The following is a 20163-nucleotide window of genomic DNA, read 5'->3' as shown; positions in this document are numbered from 1 at the left end:
GTTCACGGGCCCTACAGAGTCAGCTCGCCTTTCAGAAGGGCGGTATCTCGTCGTCTTCGGGGCGGACGCTGAGGCGTTGTTGAGCTGTGCTTGTTGTCGTGTTCTGCTCTGCGGTGCTGTTCGTGCTGTCGTGGGGCTCGGTAGCAACCTCGGAGCCCGTATCGGACGGCCCTGTATCGTCGCGCTCTGTATCGTCGGGTTCCGTAGCGTGATCGGCGCTATCGGCGTGGCGATCACGCTGGTCCGCGGCCGCGGTGGTGGTGGCGTGGCGGATGCGGCGTAGTTTCTCGGCCACACGCGCCTTACTGCCGTGCCCAGCATCGCCGTCGCTTGCTCCGTCGCTGCCGCCGGCTTGGTCGCCGTGGCTGCTGTCCTGGCTGTCTTCGTCAGTTGCCGGGCGGGGGTTGGGCAGGGTGGGGATGATCGCCGGGGCCCGGTTGACATAGCGGTGTCCGAGCGGGCTGTGCCAGATGGTGGTGCCGGTGTCGGGGCGGTGGGCTTTCCAGCCGCCGTCGTGGCGTAGGCGGTGGTCGTGGCGGCATAGGCAGGCCAGGTTGCCCGCGACGGTGAGCCCGCCGAGGCAGAACTCGTGTTCGTGGTCCTGATCCGCCCGTACGGCGGGCATACGACACGTCGGATGCGTGCAGCAGCGGTCCCGGATCTGGATATGCCGGCGCAGCCCCGCCCCGGCCCGACGCCGACGCACCCCCGGCCCCGCGCCGGAACCCATCTCGGAACCGTTACCCGAGCTCGTCTCGGTGCCGGTGCCGGAGCCCGTCTCGGTGTCGGAACCGTTGCTCGAACCCGTTTGGGTGCCGGTGGTGGTCTCCCCGGCGGTGGCGGTGGTGGTCTCGCCGGCGGTGGCGGTGGTGTGTTGGCGGGCGAGGTCGGTGATGACCGCGGCCCAGCGGGCACACTCCTGCACCGGTATCTGGGCGTGGGCAGGTTCGTCCGCCGCCTGGCCGTCGGTGGTGGTGTGGATCAGGGTGGCCAGGCGGGCCAGCATCGAGATGGTGACATGCAGTTCGAGGATCCCGCCACGGCGGGCATCCCGACGCACCGCTTGCTCGTCGGGTGAGCGGGGCCGGGCGGTGGTGATTCCGGTCTGGATCAACTGCCCGTCGTCGTTGCAGATGGCGAACCGCCACTGCGCGGAGTGCATTCGTGCGGCGATCTGGCGGGCGACGGCGGCGGGGATGAAGTCCCAGGCGGGTATCTCACCGGGGTGCTCGTCCACACCGAGCAGGCTCGCCAACCCGATACGCAACTCCGGCACCGACCAACCGCCCACACCCGTGCCAGGGCGCGACGATGACGCACCCGCAGCATCAGCCGCGGCACCAGCCGAGGCCGTGTTGTCGCCGCCGACAGGGCCAGCCGCACCTGCGCCGGGTGCATCGGTCTGGCCGGCAGGGCGAGCCGCGTCTGCGTCATCGTGACGATCGCACGTATCCGTGCTGGATGCGCAAGCGCTGGAGGAACCACCACCACTACCGCCGAGCCCGCCGCTGGAATTGTCGTCGCCCTGATCGTCGGAACCACCAGGACCACCAGGACCGTCTCCGGAGCCGTCGCCACCCTGATCGTCGGAACCACCAGGCCCGTCGCCGCAGCCGTCACCGCCGCCAGGTCCGCCGTCACCGCCGCCGTTGGAGCCGTCACCGTCGTCGCTGTCGGGGTCGTCACCGTGGCCGTGGTCGTCGTCGGTGCCGTTGTCGGGGTCGTTGCTGGGACGGTCGTTGCTGCTGCTGGTGGCGGAGCCATCGCCGCTGGGATGGCCGGTTCCGCCGCTGTCGGCGGTGGTGGTGTCGTCGGTGAAGGGGTGGTTGAGGATGTGGGTGATGATCTGGTCTTCGTCGAGGTCTTCCAGCGTCCCGTCGAGCATGCCCAGGAACAGATCGACCCGGATGTGGTCGATCTTGCGGGTATCACCGGCCTTCTTACACGCCCGCGCCAACACATCGATACGCTCACACGCGGCGGCGGCACGATCGATGGGCAGATCGTAGCCGGCCACGTTCGCGCTGCCGTCAGGGTTACGCGAACCCACCACCCGCCGACCCTTGATCGCTTTGCGGTACTTCTTCTCCGCGAACTCCGGGTCGATCGCGATCGCGGCTTTCTTGATCGCATCGATCAACTCCGCCACCGTCATCCCCGGCGCGTCGGGGAGCAGGAAGGCGCAGATGTAACCGGCCTGATCATCATCGAGGCCGTCGGTCCAAGACACGAACGCCTGCGCGCGGGGCTCGTCCAACACCCCGGCCAGCATCGCCTGACCCAGCATCGGCAGACGGTGATGGATGTCGTAGGCGAAACCGAACACCCGCCCGGCGCGTGAACGTGACCACACCAACGCCGCGCGGGCCTCCTCCGGGGCAAACTCCCCCGGCACCTGTACCCGCTGCAGCGTGTCCGCCGAACCGGGTACCCGCATCCCGGTCTCCAGCAGACACAGCAGGAACAACGCCCGGTCCCGGGTGGCCTGGCGGTAGGCCGCCTTCATCACCTCGACCGTGTCACGACCGGACACACCCGCGATCGGGATGTCCTCCAACATCGCCAGCAGATCCGCACCCGCGGGCACCGCATCCAGGCCCTGCGGAACCGGCCACGGCACCCCACCACCACCGCCAGAGTCCTCGTCGCCACCGCCGACGCCGGACTGGTTGTAGTCGCGGCGGCGGGACGCGGCATCACCACCACGCCGCACCGGCACGTCGCGGTCGTTATCGCGGTGCTGACCGTCGCTGAGGCCCTCGTCATCGGTGTGGGGACGCTCGTCGGCGCCGTCATCGTCGTTGCGGCGCTCCCCGCCGTCGCCATTACTACGGCGGGGCTCGCCGTCGCCGTCGCGGCGCTGACCGCTGCTGGGGCGTGCGTCGTGGTTGACACGATCGTCGTTGCTGCCGGGCACGAAGCCCTCGGACACGCCGTCGCCGGGCACGCCGTCGTCGTGGACAGCGTCACCGGGAACGGCGTCGTCGTCGCTGGGATGGGGTTGAACGGACATGGCGGCCGGCCTCCAAAAGGCACAACGGTCAACGGACCGGGCCGGCCGCACCCGCCGAACCCACACCAACCACCACAGAACTCAAACACACCGAGCGGAAACCAGAAACAACACCGCTCCAACGCTGATAAAGCCACCCTATACCGAACAAGCGTACGAGCGCAAGACGATCGCTTCACCATCCGGTGCGGTACGCAATTCGACAGCCACAACCGGGTCCTCGTACCGCGAGTACAGATCGCAACGCACCCGACTGGGCACAGACGCGCCGTCAATGACCAGGGGCGGTCGAGCCGCGGATGACCACTCTCGTGTCGAGCGCCTCAACGCCCGAGGCGGGCTTGCCGTCGATAGCCGCGAACAGTCGTTGCGCCGCGACTCTCCCCAGTCTCTCGAAGTTCATGTCGATACTGGTCAGTGGCGGCCGGGAATGGGAGGTGAAAATCTCCCAGTTATCAAACCCCATGACCGCGACATCGTCCGGGATCTTCCGATCCTGCTCCCGAAGGACGTCCATCACCCCACGCGCCACCTGATCGCTGCCGCACAGAATCGCGTCGACCTCGGGGTGCTGAGCCAACAGCATGGATGCCGCAGCCCTCCCCCAGCCTTCGGTCCATGAGCCGAACCGGACGTCGCCGATGAGCTCAAGGCCGCGCGCCGCCAGCGCCTCGCGCGCCCCTTGCGCTCGCTCCTGTGAGGCACCGTACGTCGGGTCGCCGCTGATGTGAGCGATCCGAGTCCGGCCACACGAGATCAGGTGCTCAATAGCCTGGCGACCGGCACCGACGTTGTCCACGATGATCGACAGGTCCTCCGGGTCCTCGGACGGGGCGTATACATAGACCACGGGCACCGGGAGGTCGCGCCCGAGCGAGGGTCGTGGATCGGTCCGGCTGCCCACCACGATCAAGCCGTCCACTCGTCTCCCGAGCAGCGCACGGACGTGGTGCTGCTCACGGATAGAGTCGCCGCGCGCATCGCATAGGAAGACCGCGACCTTACCTGCACCGAACGCATCCTCGGCTCCCATCAGGATCGGGATGCTGAACCGGCCTTCGAGGTCGCTGGTGAGCAGTCCCACCGTTCCCGTGCGTCCCGCCAGCAGGCCACGCGCAAGCGCATTGGGTGAGAAGGAGAGCTGCTCGGCTGCCTCCTCGACACGCGCCCTCGTCTCCGCCCGCACCTGGCTGCGACCATTAAGCGCCTTGGACGCCGTCGCGACCGACACGCCCGCCAACCGGGCGACGTCGCTCAACGTCGCCTTGCGGCCCTTCAGAGGCGCTGCGCCGTCGTTCATGGTGTCCTGGCTCCGATCTTCCGTGTGCAGCATCTCAGACTCTACTCTACGTTCCGAAATACTCCAGAAATTGTTTCAACACTCCATACCCAAGCATGTCCAGGTCACGTCTCGATGACGTCCACAACCTGCGGTATACAAGGGTCTTGACGGCCGTAGACCCGACTCGTAGGGTCACATAAAGCCTTTTCGGTGTTTTCGTCAGCTTAGGAGCCGCCGCTGCCGAACACCAGCACAGAACACGACGGTTCGCTCCGCGGGCGTCGCGCCACGGGCCATCCACGCCTGTGCCTGTCCGTTCCGGTTTCGCTGAGGAGACTGCACATGAGACACGCAACACGAACACGGCGCCGGCTGAGGCTGGTGAGTATCGCGGCGTCTTTCGCCGCCCTCGCCATGGTCGCCAGCTCCTGCGGCGGCGACGACGACGGCAACGGCGACGCTGGTGATGGCAACGGCGACGAGGGCGACACGGCGGCCGAAGGCGATGCCGCCGACGGCATGGGCGTCGACGACGGCAGCACCATCACCATGTGGACTCGCGCCGCGACGGAAGCCCAGTCCCAACGCCTGGTGGACGCGTACAACGAGAGCCACGAGAACCAGGTGGAGCTGACCGTCGTACCGACCGACGACTACCTTCCCAGGCTGGGGACGGCCGCCGGCGCGGGCGAACTCCCCGACGTCGTCGGCTTGGACGTGGTGTTCGTGCCGCAGTTCACGACGGTCGGGGCGTTCCTGGACATCACGGACCGGATCGAGGCGCTGCCCTTCGCCGACAGCATCGCCCCGTCGCACGTCGACGTCGGCACGTTCGAGGATCGCAAGCACGTGGTGCCGCACACCATGGACCTATCCGTCTACTTCTACAACAAGGACCTGTACGAGCAGGCCGGTCTCGACCCGGAACAGCCGCCCGCCACGCTCGAGGAGTTCGCCGAGCACGCACGCGCCATCGACGACCTCGGCGATGACGTCCACGGCACGTTCTTCGGCGGCAACTGCCCAGGGTGCTACGTCTTCACGTGGTGGCCGAGCATCTGGGCCGACGGGCACGAGGTCATGAACGACGACGGTACCGAGGCCATGCTCGACAGCCCCGAGGCGCAGGCCGTCTACGACGTCTGGAAAGGCCTCGTCGAGGACGACGTCATCGCTCCCGGCACGCAGGACGAAGCCGGGCCCACCTGGACCGGTGTCTTCCCCGAAGGTGATATCGGCATCATGCCGATGCCGTCCACCACGCTCGGTCTGATGCCGGAGGACTTCGAGACCGGCGTCGCACCGATTCGCGGCATCGACGGTGGCGAGTCCACATTCGTCGGCGGGGACAGCGTCGGTATCGCCGCCAACAGCGAGGTCCCGGACCAGGCGTGGAATTTCATCGCCTGGACGCTGTCGGACGAAGCACAGATCGAGGTCGTCGCCGCGAACGACGATGTGGTCGCCCGCACCGACCTCGCCACCAACAAGTACTCCGAGCAGGACGAGCGTCTCGTGACCATCAACGAGGTCGCCGCCCAGGGGCGCACGCCCTACACGCTGAAGTTCTGGGAGGCGTTCAACGATCCACAAGGCCCGTGGCTGCCGCTGGTCCGCGGTTACGTCTTCGGCGACGGCAGCACGATCGAGGCGGACAACGAGGCCATCACCGCCGTCCTGCAGAGCGGGTGATCGACGCGGGTGATCGACGCGGGCGTGGCCGGCGCGATCCGGCGATCGGCGGCGGCGCGGTGGCGCGGTTCCACGCCGCCGACGCCCCGCAGGTCCGCACCCGGGCCAAGGCACAGCCTGCGATCCCTGTCGCTCACCAAAGACGTTCCGGAGCACCTGAAGGGAGCACGGTGTGAGAAGCCCAGTGGCACGGGGCGAGGAGGCGCAGGCCCCACCACGGCCGCCGGCCGCGCGTCGACCGTGGTGGCGGTCTCGGGCCGCCAAGGGAGCCGCGTACGCATCCCCTGCGGCCGCGTTCGTCGTCATGTTCTTCGTCGTGCCGCTGCTGTTGGTCGGCCGGATGTCAGCAAGCGAGTGGCCGCTGCTGCAGGGCGATCAAGGGACCAACTTCCCGGACAACTTCGACGGCATGACCGACGACCGGCTGTTCTGGCCGGCCGTCGGGTTCACGCTGAAATACACGGTCATCGTCGTCGCCATTCTGCTGGTGCTGGCCATGATCATGGCCTTGATCGTGCAGGAACGACGGCCCGGGGTCACGTTCTTCCGCACCGCGTACTTCCTGCCCGTGGCGCTGGGCCTGGCATCTGCGTCGCTGCTGTTCTGGGGGTTCTTCAGCCCGTCCATCGGGCCGATCGACCCGATCCTGCGTGACCTCGGCCTGATCGACGGGAACATCCGCTGGATCGGCACCCCGAACATGGCGCTGCTCTCCACCATCGCGCTGGTCGTCTGGAAGTTCGCCGGGTTCTTCATGATCATCCTTTTGGTGGGGCTCCAGTCGATCCCCACTGAGGTCTATGAGGCGGCACGGATCGACGGCGCGAACCGCGTCCAGACCTTCTTCAGGGTCACGCTGCCCCTGCTGCGACCGTCGCTGGCGCTGGTGTTGATTCTGAGCATCACCGGCTCCCTGCTCGCTTTCGACCAGTTCTTCATCCTCACCAACGGTGGCCCGGACAACTCGACGGTCACCGTCGTGATGCTGATCTACCGCGAGGCGTTCCAGCGGTTCGACCTCGGCACCGCCGCGGCCCTGTCCGTCGTCGTCCTGGTGGTCCTGCTGGTGGTCAACATCGTCCAGTTCCGATTCCTACGCCGCGGCACCGACTGACGAGGACCGACGAGATGAGACTGCAGCACACACTCGGACGAACCCCGTACTACGTCGTCGCCGGTGGCCTGGCCATCATGTTCCTCGTCCCGCTGGTATGGACGACGGTGGCCTCGGTGTCACCACACAGCGCCACCGCGCAGCAGGTCGGCTACGGCCTCGGCAACTACCGGACCCTGTGGGACTACGACGCGGGTCTGCTCCAGTACCTGTGGAACAGCACCTTCGTGTCGGTACTGACGGTGGCGCTCACACTCGGGCTGTCCCTGCTCGGCGGCTACGCGTTCGGCCGCTTCCGTTTCCTCGGGCGCGACGTTCTGTTCCTGCTGATCATCGCCATCCTGATGGTCCCGTACGTGACATTGCTGGTGCCGCTGTGGGTGCTCTTCGGCGACCTGGGCTTGCGGAACTCGCTGTTCGGCCTGTCGCTCGTGTTGACGCTGTACCAGCTGCCATTCGCCATGTTCATGATGCGTATCTCATTCGAGGCGGTGCCCAAGGAGATCGAGGAGTCAGCGCTGGTGGATGGGTGCGGCACGTTCGGCGTGCTGCGGCGGATCATGGTGCGGGCCGTCTGGCCGGGCATGCTCACGGTCGGACTGTTCGCGTTCCTGCACGGGTGGAACGACTTCATCGCACCGTTGTTCCTGATCAATGACAGCGCGACGTATCCGCTGCCACTCGCGATCGCCACGCTGCGGCAGCAGACCATGGGCGCCGTCGATTTCGGCGCGACTCAGGCCGGCGTGGTCGTGATGGCACTCCCATGCCTGTTCCTGTTCCTCGTCCTGCAGCGGTATTACGTCCGCGGCTTCATGTCCGGCGCGCTCAAAGGGTGATCACACGCCCGCTCCGTGTCCACCCACCCGAACCTCGCACCGATGGAGAATCGATGAACGCACCCTCCAGCCAGCCCAGCCAGCCGGACGGCCGGAGCCAGCCGAGTCGGCTGAGATTGCCGAGCGAGCAGTCCGGCCGTCCCGTCGTCCCTTCGCGTGGCCGGCTTCGTCCGCTGGGACTGAACGAGGTCCGGATCTCCGGTGGATTCTGGGGGCACCGGCAGGAAGTCAACGCTTCGGCCACCTTGGAGCACTGCCTGACATGGATGAATCGGCTGGGCTGGATCGGCAACTTCCGCTCCGCGGCGCGCGACGACGAACCGTGGCCTCGGGCCGGCCGGGAGTTCTCCGACTCGGAGATCTACAAGCTCAGCGAGGCGATGGCATGGGAGATCGGGCGCACAGGCAATGGCCGCGTCCGCAAGTGGCTGGCAGAGCTGACCGACATCGTCGGTGCGGCCCAGAAGCCCGACGGGTATCTCAACACCGCCTTCGACGGGCCGGGCCAGCAGCCGCGCTATACCGACCTGGAGTGGGGGCACGAGCTGTACTGCTACGGTTTCCTGATTCAGGCGGCGGTCGCACACACACGCGTCGCCGGCGTCGCACCCGCTCCGGATCAGGGCCAGCACCAGGGCGAGGACGACAGCGCTCTGCTGCATATCGCCCGGCGAGCAGCGGACCACATCTGCGACGTCTTCGGCCCGGACCGTAAGCCGGGAATCTGCGGGCACGCGGAGATCGAGATGGCTCTGGTCGAGCTGGCCCGGCTGACCGGCGAGCAGCGCTACCTCGACCAGGCGCGGCTCTTCGTCGAGCGGCACGGGCAGCAGACGCTCGCCGACATCGAGTTCGGGCGGGCGTATTACCAGGACGACGTGCCGGTCCGGCACGCCACCGTTCTCCGCGGCCACGCCGTGCGAGCCCTATACCTGGCGGCCGGCGCCGTCGACGTGGCGGTGGAGACCGGTGACGACGAGCTGCTCGAGGCCGTGCAGGTGCAATGGCGGGCCACCGTGGCCCGACGGACGTATCTCACCGGCGGCATGGGATCCCGCCACCAGGATGAGGCGTACGGGGAGGACTTCTTCCTCCCGCCAGACCGCGCGTACTCGGAGACGTGCGCCGGCGTCGCGTCGGTGATGCTGAACTGGCGGCTGCTGCTGGCCACGGGTGAGCCCCGGTACGCGGACCTGACGGAGCGCACCCTGTACAACGTCATCGCCACATCGCCGGCGGCCGACGGCAAGACGTTCTTCTACGCGAACACGCTGCATCAGCGGGTCCGCGGCACGGTGCCGGATCCGGACCGGATCAGCCCGCGAGCGCTCTCCAGTCTCCGTGCGCCATGGTTCGCGGTCTCATGCTGCCCGAACAACATCGCCCGGACGCTCGCCAGCCTGCAGGCCTATCTGGCGACAGCCGACGACGATGGGATACAGATCCACCAGTACGCAGACGCGGAGATCTCGACATCGCTGGCCGACGGCCGGGACATCGCGCTGCGGGTCCGGACCCGTTATCCCGATGACGGAGACGTGGTGGTGCAGGTGATGGGCGGCCGTCAGCGGAGCGACTCAGCAGGCCGCTCCGCAAGCGACACCCGGCCGTGGACGCTGTCTCTGCGGGTTCCGGCATGGGCCGACGACGGCGCGTGGCTGACCATGCCCGACGGCCAGCGTCGTCCGGTGTCCCCCGGAATGGTGGATGTGAACTGGGCTTTCAGCAGCGGCGACGAGGTCCGCCTGGAGCTGCCGGTGCGTCCGCGCTGGATCGAGGCCGACCCGCGCGTCGACGCCGTCCGCGGCACCGCTGCTGTGGAACGCGGCCCGGTGGTGATGTGTGCGGAGTCGGTCGATTTGCCGGATGACCTGGACGTCGACTCCGTCTGCGTCGACCCGACTGTAGCCCCGACCGAGCACGACGGCCAGGTCACCGTGGCCGGATCGCTGGTCGATACCGAGCGCGACGACGACGCCTGGCCGTATCGGGAAAGCGGGAGCCGACCGCCGGCGCAAGGACGACCCGCCGAGATCACCCTGATCCCTTACCACTCGTGGGCAGAGCGCGGGCCGTCCACCATGCGAGTCTGGCTACCGACCATCTGACACTCCTCCGGGCGCGGCGGGGATGCGTGCCGGTGATCGATGTTCCCGCTGATCAATCTGTGACGGCGCTACGCCGACGGCGCGCGCAGCACGGTTACATATGGCCGCGGTAGCGACACCAAGCCTCCAGGGATCACCGAGCTCAGCACACAACAGCGGATCTCCGTCCAGGGACTCTCGACCACGTCCGTCAAGATATGGGCGCCGTTGGGGCACAGCCAGCCGTCGAAGTAGACATGTAGGCTCTCATCAGGCCTATAACACACATATAACCGCTGTCGTAGGCGTCAAGGCCACACTAGACACTGTGACAGCTCATTCAGGGAGTAACATCAAGATCGTTCCGAATTGATGACTACCTGAAGGGGACATACGTCGCAGCTCATCACATACGTGGATGGCTTCAACCTGTATCACGGTCTCCGTGAGAAGTGGGGACGACGCTATCTCTGGCTCGACGTCGTCGAACTGGCTCGTTCGCTCCGCCCTAGAGACGACTTGGTCGCGGTCAAGTACTTCACCGCCAGCGTGCTCGACGACCCAGACGGCCAAGCCCGCCAGGACACCTACATCAACGCGCTCAGCGTCCTCCATCCAGACACTTTCGGCGTCATCTACGGCCGTTACCAGCGCAAACAGATGAGCTGTCGCGCGTGCGGGGCTCGCTGGACTAGCTATGAAGAGAAGGAGACCGACGTCAACATCTCAGCTCACATGATTGCGGATGCCTCCAACCGCGCTATGACCAGTGCCTTGCTCATAAGCGCCGACGGTGACCTCGCACCGGCGATCAAGATGGCCAAGACGATCGACCCAGCGTTGTTCGCCGTAGCGGCGTTTCCGCCCCGACGCGCGTCATTCGCTCTGAACGATCTGATGCCGTCGTTCACTATCGGCCCCGGACGCATCAAGGCTGCCCAGCTGCCGGAAGTAGTCACCGTGGACGGCGTCATCTACGAGCGCCCGAAGAAGTGGAGGTAACAAACAAAAACGGCCCTCCGAGGAGGGCCGTCGGGACACGCTCGTTAAAACGTGCCGGGGTATGACAAGAACACTAGCGATTTTCTCCGCCAAAGACAACTCGACCAGCGACGGAAGGAGCCAGCAAGGTGGACATGCTTGTCACCAGCCAGCATGTACGAGACAACCTGGGAGTGTAGGGTCGAATTACATGTGCGGACTCTCAGGCGAGTACACGTTCGACGGCCGCCAGGCTGACCTTGCGGTCGTGGCCCAGATGTGCGACGCGATGGTCGCTCGTGGACCGGACGACTACGGCGCGTACGCGCACGGGTCGCTGGCGCTCGGCCACCGACGGCTGTCCATCATCGACCTCTCTCCCCACGGCCACCAGCCCATGGTCGACTCCGATCTCGGACTGACCACCGCCTTCAACGGCTGTATCTACAACTACAAGGAACTCCGCGAGGAACTCCGCCGGGCCGGGTACGCGTTCTTCTCCACCTCGGACACCGAGGTGATCGCCAAGGCCTACCATCACTGGGGCGAAGACTGCATCGACCACTTCAAGGGCATGTTCGCGTTCGCGATCCACGAACGCGACACGGGCCGCCTCGTCCTCGCCCGCGACCGGCTCGGCATCAAGCCGCTGTATTACTCCGAGAACAGCGACCGGATCCGCTTCGCCAGCAGCCTCCAGGCTCTACTCCGGGCCGGCGACGTCGACACCGGCATCGATCCCGTCGCGCTGCACTTCTACATGTCATGGCACGCCGTCGTCCCGGCGCCGTACACGATCCTCAAGGGCATCCGGAAGCTGCCCCCGGCCACGATGCGCGTCGTCGAGCGCGACGGCACCAGCCGGGAGAGGACCTACTGGGATCTGACCGCCACCCGCGATCCGGAGAAGGCGGGGTGGAGCGAGACCGATTGGGAGGACGCGATCCTGGAGTCGCTGCGGGTCGCGGTCCGCCGCCGGCTCGTCGCCGACGTCCCGGTCGGCGTTCTCCTCTCCGGCGGGCTGGACTCCAGCCTCGTCGTCGGTCTGCTCGCGCAAGAGGGACAGACCGGGCTCAACACGTTCAGCATCGGCTTCGAGGCGGTCGGCGGCGAGGAGGGCGACGAGTTCAAGTACTCCGACGTCGTCGCCCGCGAGTTCGGTACCGAGCACCACCAGATCCGGATCGGCACCGAGCGCATGCTGCCGGCCCTGGAGGATGCGATCCAGGCGATGAACGAGCCCATGGTCAGCCACGACGCCGTCGCGTTCTTCCTGCTCAGCCAGGAGGTCAGCAAGCACGTCAAGGTCGTGCAGTCCGGGCAGGGCGCCGACGAGGTCTTCGCCGGCTACCACTGGTACCCGCCGCTGGCCGGCGTCGACCGCGACCAGGCCGTGGATACCTATGCCGCCGCGTTCTTCGACCGGGACCACGACGGCATGCGGCAGGCGATCCGGCCCGAGCATCTGGCCGGTTCCCCGGTGAGCTACGAGTACGTCGAGGCGCACATGAAGCGGCCCGGCGCGGAGACCGCCGTCGACGCCGCGCTGCGCCTGGACACTCAGGTCATGCTGGTCGACGACCCGGTCAAACGGGTGGACAACATGACCATGGCATGGGGCCTGGAGGCACGCGTGCCGTTCCTCGACCATGAGCTGGTCGAGCTGGCGGCGCAATGCCCGCCCGAGCTCAAGCTCGCACACGAGGGCAAGGGCGTACTCAAGCAGGCAGGACGCCGGGTCATCCCGAACGAGGTCATCGACCGACCGAAGGGATACTTCCCCGTGCCGGCGCTGAAATACCTGCGCGGTCCTTACCTCGACCGGGTACGCGAAGCGTTGCACGCCCCGGCCGCACGCTCGCGAGGACTGTTCAACCCCGACTACGTCGACCATCTCCTCGCCAATCCGAACGCCGAGCTCACGCCGCTACGCGGCAACCGGCTCTGGCAGCTCGGGCTGCTCGAGCTGTGGCTGCAGACCCACCTGTCCGGGCTGGGCGGCACGCCGTGAACGACGCCCGTCGCCGGGGCTCCGGTGACCAGCGGCGACCGCTGTGGAGCCGGCCCTGGCAGGAGACGCCCGAGCACCTGGTGCGTGGGATGCGGCGCAACGTCGCGATGGATTGCGGCTGGGGCCGGCTGATCTTCGCCCAGACGTTCGACAACGACGACGACATCATCGATCTGCTCCGCGCCGAAGAGCTCGGCCGCCGGGATATCGCGATGTACGTGCCCGACCCGCACGTTCTCGTCTCCCGCGCGCCCGATCAGCTGTTCATCGACCCCTCGATGACCTACCGGCTGGAGCTGCACCGGTACCGGCCACGCCGGGAACTGATCCCGGGCATCGTGGTCAGCACCATGGCCGACGCCGACGAGGCGGACGAGATCAACCGCATCTACGCCGCCCGTCACATGGTGCCGGCCGATCCCGAACTGATGTGGGCCAACCAGCGGACCCGGACCTTCAGCTACCTCGTCGCCAAGGACGAGAACTCCGGAGCCGTGATCGGCACCGTTACCGGAATCGACCACGCGCTGGCCTTCGACGACCCTGACCAGGGCACGAGCCTGTGGTGCCTGGCCGTCGATCCGCAGTCGCCGATACCGGGCGTCGGCGAGGCATTGGTGCGCGTGCTCGCCGAACGGTACATCGGCCGGGGACGTGACCATCTGGACCTGTCGGTGATGCACGATAACGACCCGGCGATCCGGCTCTACAAGAAGCTGGGCTTCCGCCGCGTCCCGGTCTTCGCGGTCAAGCGGAAGAACATCATCAACGAGCCGCTGTTCGTCCCGGAACCCGAAGCCGAGCTCACCGAGCTCAATCCGTACGCGACGATCATCGCCGACGAGGCGCGCCGCCGCGGCATCCTGGTGGAGGTTCTCGATCCGGAGTGGGGCGAGATGCGGCTGGTGCACGGCGGCCGCAAGATCATCACCCGCGAGTCGCTCTCCGAGCTCACCACCGCGGTGGCCATGAGCAGGTGCGACGACAAGCGCGTCACCCGGCGCATCTTCGAACGGGCAGGGCTGCGAGTGCCCCGCGGGAAGGTGGCCAGCGACGAGGCCTCCGACGCGGCGTTCCTGGCCGAGGTCGGCCAGGTGGTGGTGAAGCCGGCCCGCGGCGAACAGGGTCGCGGGATCACGGTCGGTGTCATCGACCCGGAGACGCTGCGACGGGCGGTCGAGCTGGCGCACACCTACTGCCCGGATGTGTTGCTCGAGGAGTGCGTCGACGGCGAGGACCTGCGCATCGTCGTCATCGGGCACAACGTCGTGGCCGCGGCGACCCGCAGGCCCGCCACCGTCGTCGGCGACGGGCGGCACACGGTCGCCCAGCTGATCGAGCGGCACAGCCGACGACGAGCGGCCGCGACCGGCGGCGAGTCCACCATCCCGATGGACGACGTCACGGAGGAGACCGTCCGTGCCGCCGGCTACACCATGGAGGACATCCTGCCGGAGAACGAGTCGTTGCGGGTGCGCCGTACCGCCAACCTGCACACCGGCGGCACGATCCACGATGTCACCGCGCAGCTGCATCCCAACCTCGCGGAGGCGGCCGTCAACGCCAGCCAGGCGATCGACATTCCGGTGACCGGGGTGGACATGATCGTCCCCGCAGTGGACAAGCCCGACTACGTCCTCATCGAGGCGAACGAGAGGCCCGGCCTGGCCAACCACGAGCCGCAGCCGACCGCCGCCGCGTTCGTGGACCTCCTCTTCCCCGAGACGCGAGGGGAACCTCGGGCCTGGCAGCCACCGCCGCCGAGTTCGGATCGGTGAATCGGTGACTCGGTGACTCGGTGACGACGCGCCTTCCCGTTGTCACCCGGTAGTGCTACGCTCCTGCGGTTCTTCTTGATCACTGCCAGGAGTTCATAGCTATGAAAGTCGCATTACGTGCAGCAACTGCGCTCGGCCTGCTGAGCGGTTTCTACCTTCTTGTCGGCATCATCGTCGTCGCCGCGATCGTCATCGATATCGGCTCGATCAGCCGTGGCGGGCAAGGCCTGCAGGCGGCACTCGTCCTCACAATGGTGGCGATCGCACTGATCAGAGCACTGATCGTGGTCTCCAGACGCCGCTCCGGCGGCGAGAACGGCGTCCCGGTCGGCACCGGCGACGAGCCGGAGCTCTGGCGCAACGTCACCGAACTCGCCGAACGGGTGCAGACCCGGCCGCCGGACGAGATCCGGATCATCGCCGACGTCAATGCCGCCGTCGCCGAGGACACCCGGTATCTCGGCCTGAAAGCGACGAAACGTCGCATGTACATCGGCATGCCGCTGCTGATGACGATGACCGTGAGCGAGATGCGCTCGGTTCTGGCTCATGAGCTCGGACACTATTCCGGGTCGCACACCCGGCTCGGCGCTCCCGTCTATCGCGGCCGGATCTCGCTCATCGCCACCGTGCAAGGGTTGGAGAAGCACCCGTTAGTCCAGAAGATCTTCGTCGGCTACGCGAAGTTCTACCTCCGCGTCTCGCAAGCCGTCTCCCGACGGCAGGAGTTGGAGGCGGACGAGCACTCGGTGGCGGTGGCGGGCCGGGCGGCAGCCGCCGGCGCGCTGCGCAAGGTCCACGGCATCGCACCCGCCTGGGGCCATTTCCTCGAGTCGTATCTCGGCCTCATCGGGCCGGCACAATCCCGCCCGGACGACCTGTTCGGCGGCTTCCACGCCATGGTCACCGACCCGGTACGGCAGCGCGAGATGGCCGCCGTCGTCGCCGAAGAGGGCGAGCGCTCGCCGTACGACTCGCATCCCGCGCTGCCGGAGCGGCTGGCAGCGATCGAGCGGGCCCCGGAGCCGGACGCGCGGCCGGACGACCGACCGGCTACCACGCTGCTGGCCGATCCGGCGGCGATGGCCAGGCAGGTCGAAGAGTCGCTACTGGCCCCGCCGGCGTTGGCTCTGCCCACGGCCAGTTGGGAGGACCTCGTCGCTCGTGGCATGTATGTCGCTGCCAACCGGGAGGCGGCGCGAGACCTGGCCACGGCCGGGCAGCGACTCGTCGGATCGCCGCAGCCTCGACTGGACGACGCGTTCGAGGCGCTGGCTCGCGGTCATGCGCCCCAGCTGCGGGCCGAGCTGGTCAACGCTGGCTGGAACGACGGTGAGCGGCTGCTCGACCACGTGATCGCCCGCGCTGTGGAGGCGGCGCTGATCGACCACGGTTCCGCCCGCTGGACCCTGTCCTGGTCGTCCGCCCCGCGACTGCTCGACCTGGCCGGCCAGGAGATCAAGCTGGACGAGTTCATCGCGGCCGTGGTCGCGGATCCGGCCAATCAAGTACCGATCCTGCGGGACTGGTTGGCGCGCAGCGGGGTCCACGCCGACTACGGGCCACAGCTGGAGATGGACCCAGCCTGACCACCACGTCCCGCCCTTTCCTGTGATCATCGACCGTGAGACCGGCCCCCGTACGGCACAACGGTTGATGACTACGGGTGGGTGTCCGCGCGTGCCGCCCGGGCTGCGAGCAGCAGCGCGGCGGCGCTCGCCGGATCGTCGAGGCGGAAGCCGAGGAGTTGTTCCGCCCGGTTGAGCCGCTGGTGCAGGGACTGCCGGCGCAGGTGCAACTCGGCGGCGGCTCGGCTCGGGCTACACCCGTACCGGAGGTAGACGTCGACGGTACGCACCAGGTCGCTGCCGTGCGCCGCGTCCCAGCGGCGCAACGAGCCGAGCAGATCGTCGACAAGGTGCGCGCGGGACTCGTCGTCGAGCAGGCCCAGCAGGCGGTCAGCGACCGTCTCCCGCCACGTCCGGATGCCGTCGCGCATGTACTCGGCCGCGGCCCGTGCCTCCCGCAACGAGCGGCCGGCGTCAGCCAGCGGAACGGGCGGTCCGACGGCGCCGGTCAACGTCTCCCCTGCGCCGTCCTGGTCCTGCCGTTCTGCTCCCGCGCGCAGCCGCTCGGCGAAGGCTCCGGCCGGGTCTGCCGCGGCGGCCTCGGCGACGACGATGCCCAGCAGCTGCCCGCGCACACGACCGATCAGGACACCGTGACCGCCGGTAGCGGCTGCGGACCGGATCAGCGCCGTCCCGGCCGCCGGTTCCCGTGCATGCGCCACCACACCGAGCACGGCGGCGCCGGCCGGTGGGTGCAGCCCCGCCAGCCCGGCTCGCACCACCAATTCCTGCTCGGCTACCGGCACGCCGTCCACCAGGTCCTGCAGCAGCGGGGTCGCCGCCGTCCCAGGCTCGCCGGACGAGTCACCGAGGTGTGCGACGGCAACGGCGGCCGCTGCCGCGATCCGGCGGGCAGCCAGTGCCAGCGCGTCCGCCGTCCACACGTCGGCCGGCCATGCCTCGTCAGTCCGCGCATCCGCCGGCTGCGCATCCGCACTTCCCGCACGGGATCGCCCCGCGCCGTCGTCCGCGGCGATCCGTACCTCACCCCAGGGCCGCCCGTCGACGAAGATGTCCGCCCGCGCCGCTGTCTCCGCGACCGCTCTCCGCAGCGCCTTCGGCGAAGTCAGGCCGCCTGCGGTGACAACCCGGCCGGCCACGGTCGACACCGTGACCGCCCGTCCGATCTGCTCGGCAGCGTTACGTGCGACGGCAGCCAGCCCGCCACCCGCCAGCGTCGCGAAGAGCCGGTCGCTCAGTCCGTCGGCAAGCCGGACGGCGACGCTCTCCCGGTTCAGCAGCACGGTATTGACCGCGCGGCAGATCCGCTCGAACGGCACCACCCGGTCCAACCGGATCAGCGGCATGCCGCTCCGATCCGCCTCGTCGACCAGCTCCTCCGGCACGGTGGCGAAGGAACGACCCACCTCGATCGCAACGGCACTCACGCGCCGCTCAGCGAGATCGCGGATCCAATACCGGCGAGCGCCTGCGTCCACGCCGGAGAGGCCCAGACCTGTGGTCAGCAGCAGTTCGCCACCTGAGAGCAGTGGGCCGATCTCGAAGATCTCACTCGAGTGGGCCCAGGTGACAGCCCGGTTCAGGCCGGCCTGCCGGGTGGTGAGGGCCGGTGCGGCGGCCTTGACCTCGGCCAGATCGAGGATCTCCCGCAGCGTCAGAGACATGAGATGACCGTCTCGTAAATCTCGGCCGCAATCAAGGACGCTTCGTCTTGGATCGTGGCGCATAAAGCTGACGTATTGTCCGTTGCCGCGCATTCCGTCAGACAGCAGGCTGATACCGCCTGCTCCTGTGCTGAGTGCCGGTCAAGTCCCTCCGGCCTCTTCCCCCCTGGCCCGTGACATGTGCACCGCCGGGAGCGGGCTTTGTTGAACCCGCTCCTGCACCGTCGCCGGCCGGGTTTCGGCCCGCGGGGCCGCGCGGGCGCTCGATGCGAAGAGGAGACATGGAGGTCGCCGGTTGAGTCTGGAACGGGAACCGCAATCAGCACAACGGTCGGCACAGCAGTCAGCACGGCAACAGCCAGCACCCGCTGAGGACGTGCTACGGGACTGGCTGGGCGTCGCCGTGGCCGAGGCACGCGCCGGTCTGGCCGAGGGCGGTGTGCCGATCGGGGCCGCCCTCATCGGCGCCGACGGTGAGGTGCTCGGCCGCGGCCACAATCGCCGGGTGCAGGACGGGGATCCGTCCCTGCACGCGGAGACCTCCGCATTCCGAGCCGCGGGTCGTCAGCGCAGCTACCGCGGCACCACCATGGTGACGACGTTGTCGCCGTGCTGGTACTGCAGCGGGCTGGTCCGGCAGTTCGGCATCTCGCGGGTGCTCATCGGCGAGGCGACGACGTTCAGCGGCGGACACGACTGGCTGGCTGACCACGGTGTCGAGGTGATCATCCTCGACGACCGCGCATGCGTGAGCTTGATGGAGCGGTTCATCGCGGAACACCCCGCGCTGTGGAGAGAGGATATCGGCGATGACGAGCAACCCTGAGGCCCCCAGCGCCACCCCGGAACGCCCGGTCGACCCCGACTACCCGGTCGACCCCGTTCCGGCGCACGCGCGCAAGTCACTGTTCTCGGTGTCGATCGTCCTGCTCGGATTCACCTTCTTCACGCCCACCATGCTGGCCGGCGCTCAGGTCGGTGCCGCGTTCGAGTTCTGGCCGCTCATGGGTGTACTGGTCTTCGGCAGCGTGGTCCTCGGGCTCTACGTCGCCATCCTGGGCGGGATCGGGACCCGCACCGGCCTGACCACCGTCGTGATGTGTCGCTACGCGTTCGGCGACAAGGGATCGAAGCTGAGCTCATTGCTGCTGGGCGGGACACAGGTGGGCTGGTACGGGGTCACCGTCGCCACGCTCGCCCAGTTTGTCGCGCAGGCGGCCGGCTGGGAGGGCGACACCGCCGAGCGGCTGCTGATGGTGGCGGGCGGCCTGGTGATGGGCGCCACGGCGTACTTCGGCTACCGCGGCATGTACGGACTGTCCGTGGTCTCCGTCCCCCTCCTGCTCGTGCTCGCCGCCTGGGTGACCGTGCGCTCGTTCGACGAGGTGGGCGGGGTGTCCGGCATGCTGGAGCAGGAGCCCACCGCCACCATGAGCGTGGCCGCCGCGATCACCATCATCGTCGGCACCTTCGCCTCGGGCGGCACGCAGGCGCCCAACTGGACGCGGTTCGCGCGGAACCCGCGTCAGGGCTTCGGTGCCTCGCTCGTCGCCTTCCTGGTCGGACAGTTCCTCATGTTGTTCTTCGGCGCCATCGGCGCCATCGCCTTCGGCGAGCCCGACTTCGTGCTCGTGCTGTACGGCCTGGGCCTCACCGGCTGGGGTGTCGTCTTCCTGGTCGGCAACCTCTGGACCACCAACGACAACACCGCGTACAACTTCGGCGTGGCCGGCGCCGAGATAGCCGATTCCCGGTCGAAGAAGCCTTACGTCATCGGTGGCGTGCTGATCGGCACCGCACTGGCCGTGACCGGCATCTACGACAATCTGATCACCTACCTGAACTGGCTGGGAATCATCATCCCGCCGGTCGGCGGCGTCATCATCGGCGACTGGTGGGCGCGTTGGCGGCGCGGGCTGCCGTCACCGTCGACCTACGCGTTCGCCCCAGTACGCTGGGGGAACATCGCCGCCTATGCCGCCGGAGCACTGGTCGCGAAGGCCACCGATGAGTGGGGCTGGGGAATACCGCCCGTCAACGGCATCCTCGTCGCCGCGCTCATCCCGGTGATCGTCGGCGCCCTGTCGCGGCCACGAGCGGCGACGTCATAGCA

General features: G+C 67.9%; 13 protein-coding genes. 10 read left to right on the top strand and 3 right to left on the bottom strand.

Annotated elements, in window-relative coordinates:
• Positions 1 to 31: 31 nt before the first annotated feature.
• Together G1H10_RS16710 and G1H10_RS16705 are read right to left on the bottom strand one after the other, a co-directional pair.
• Positions 32 to 3013, bottom strand: a complete 2982-nt coding sequence (locus tag G1H10_RS16710; RefSeq protein WP_163739802.1) for an HNH endonuclease signature motif containing protein — start codon at positions 3011 to 3013, stop codon at positions 32 to 34.
• A 271-nt stretch (positions 3014 to 3284) separates the two neighbouring features.
• The gene (locus G1H10_RS16705; protein ID WP_163739938.1) at positions 3285 to 4313 is read right to left on the bottom strand and encodes a LacI family DNA-binding transcriptional regulator; all 1029 of its coding nucleotides are present in this window, start codon (positions 4311 to 4313) and stop codon (positions 3285 to 3287) included.
• 324 nt (positions 4314 to 4637) lie between these two features.
• On the opposite strand from G1H10_RS16705, the gene G1H10_RS16700 reads away from it, so the two are divergent.
• From G1H10_RS16700 to G1H10_RS16665, 8 genes are all read left to right on the top strand, one after another.
• A complete protein-coding gene (locus tag G1H10_RS16700) occupies positions 4638 to 5987 on the top strand; it encodes an ABC transporter substrate-binding protein (protein ID WP_163739800.1) in 1350 nt (449 codons plus the stop codon).
• 172 nt (positions 5988 to 6159) lie between these two features.
• Complete coding sequence (locus tag G1H10_RS33080) at positions 6160 to 7101, top strand: carbohydrate ABC transporter permease (protein ID WP_216853347.1); 942 nt, start codon at positions 6160 to 6162, stop codon at positions 7099 to 7101.
• A gap of 14 nt (positions 7102 to 7115) precedes the next feature.
• A complete protein-coding gene (locus tag G1H10_RS16690; RefSeq protein WP_163739797.1) occupies positions 7116 to 7940 on the top strand; it encodes a carbohydrate ABC transporter permease in 825 nt (274 codons plus the stop codon).
• Between the two features lie 53 nt (positions 7941 to 7993).
• A complete protein-coding gene (locus G1H10_RS16685; protein ID WP_163739795.1) occupies positions 7994 to 10048 on the top strand; it encodes a glycoside hydrolase family 127 protein in 2055 nt (684 codons plus the stop codon).
• Between the two features lie 393 nt (positions 10049 to 10441).
• Positions 10442 to 11029: an NYN domain-containing protein gene (locus G1H10_RS16680; RefSeq protein WP_216853346.1), complete on the top strand. Its 588-nt coding sequence runs from the start codon at positions 10442 to 10444 to the stop codon at positions 11027 to 11029.
• A gap of 190 nt (positions 11030 to 11219) precedes the next feature.
• Positions 11220 to 13019: an N-acetylglutaminylglutamine amidotransferase gene (locus G1H10_RS16675; protein WP_163739793.1), complete on the top strand. Its 1800-nt coding sequence runs from the start codon at positions 11220 to 11222 to the stop codon at positions 13017 to 13019.
• Positions 13016 to 14797 (top strand): N-acetylglutaminylglutamine synthetase, encoded by a 1782-nt coding sequence (gene ngg / locus G1H10_RS16670; protein ID WP_216853345.1) that lies wholly within the window; start codon positions 13016 to 13018, stop codon positions 14795 to 14797. Before G1H10_RS16675 ends, ngg begins: the two co-directional genes overlap by 4 nt.
• Before the next feature lie 101 nt (positions 14798 to 14898).
• Positions 14899 to 16386, top strand: a complete 1488-nt coding sequence (locus G1H10_RS16665; RefSeq protein ID WP_163739791.1) for a M48 family metalloprotease — start codon at positions 14899 to 14901, stop codon at positions 16384 to 16386.
• A gap of 71 nt (positions 16387 to 16457) precedes the next feature.
• Here the strand turns inward: G1H10_RS16665 and G1H10_RS16660 are convergent, their stop codons facing one another.
• Positions 16458 to 18050 carry a helix-turn-helix domain-containing protein gene (locus tag G1H10_RS16660; protein ID WP_163739789.1) on the bottom strand — a complete coding sequence of 531 codons (1593 nt, stop codon included), beginning with the start codon at positions 18048 to 18050 and terminating at the stop codon, positions 16458 to 16460.
• Between the two features lie 376 nt (positions 18051 to 18426).
• On the opposite strand from G1H10_RS16660, the gene G1H10_RS16655 reads away from it, so the two are divergent.
• On the top strand, positions 18427 to 18876 hold the full coding sequence (locus G1H10_RS16655) for a nucleoside deaminase (RefSeq protein ID WP_163739788.1): 450 nt from the start codon (positions 18427 to 18429) through the stop codon (positions 18874 to 18876).
• Positions 18860 to 20161 carry a cytosine permease gene (gene codB, locus G1H10_RS16650; RefSeq protein ID WP_163739786.1) on the top strand — a complete coding sequence of 434 codons (1302 nt, stop codon included), beginning with the start codon at positions 18860 to 18862 and terminating at the stop codon, positions 20159 to 20161. The genes G1H10_RS16655 and codB overlap by 17 nt, the downstream gene beginning before the upstream one ends.
• The last annotated feature ends 2 nt before the right edge of the window (positions 20162 to 20163 follow it).

It is taken from the genome of Phytoactinopolyspora halotolerans (assembly GCF_010550675.1).
GTDB classification, from domain to species: domain Bacteria; phylum Actinomycetota; class Actinomycetes; order Jiangellales; family Jiangellaceae; genus Phytoactinopolyspora; species Phytoactinopolyspora halotolerans.
This window is presented reverse-complemented; position numbering and strand designations above follow the sequence as displayed.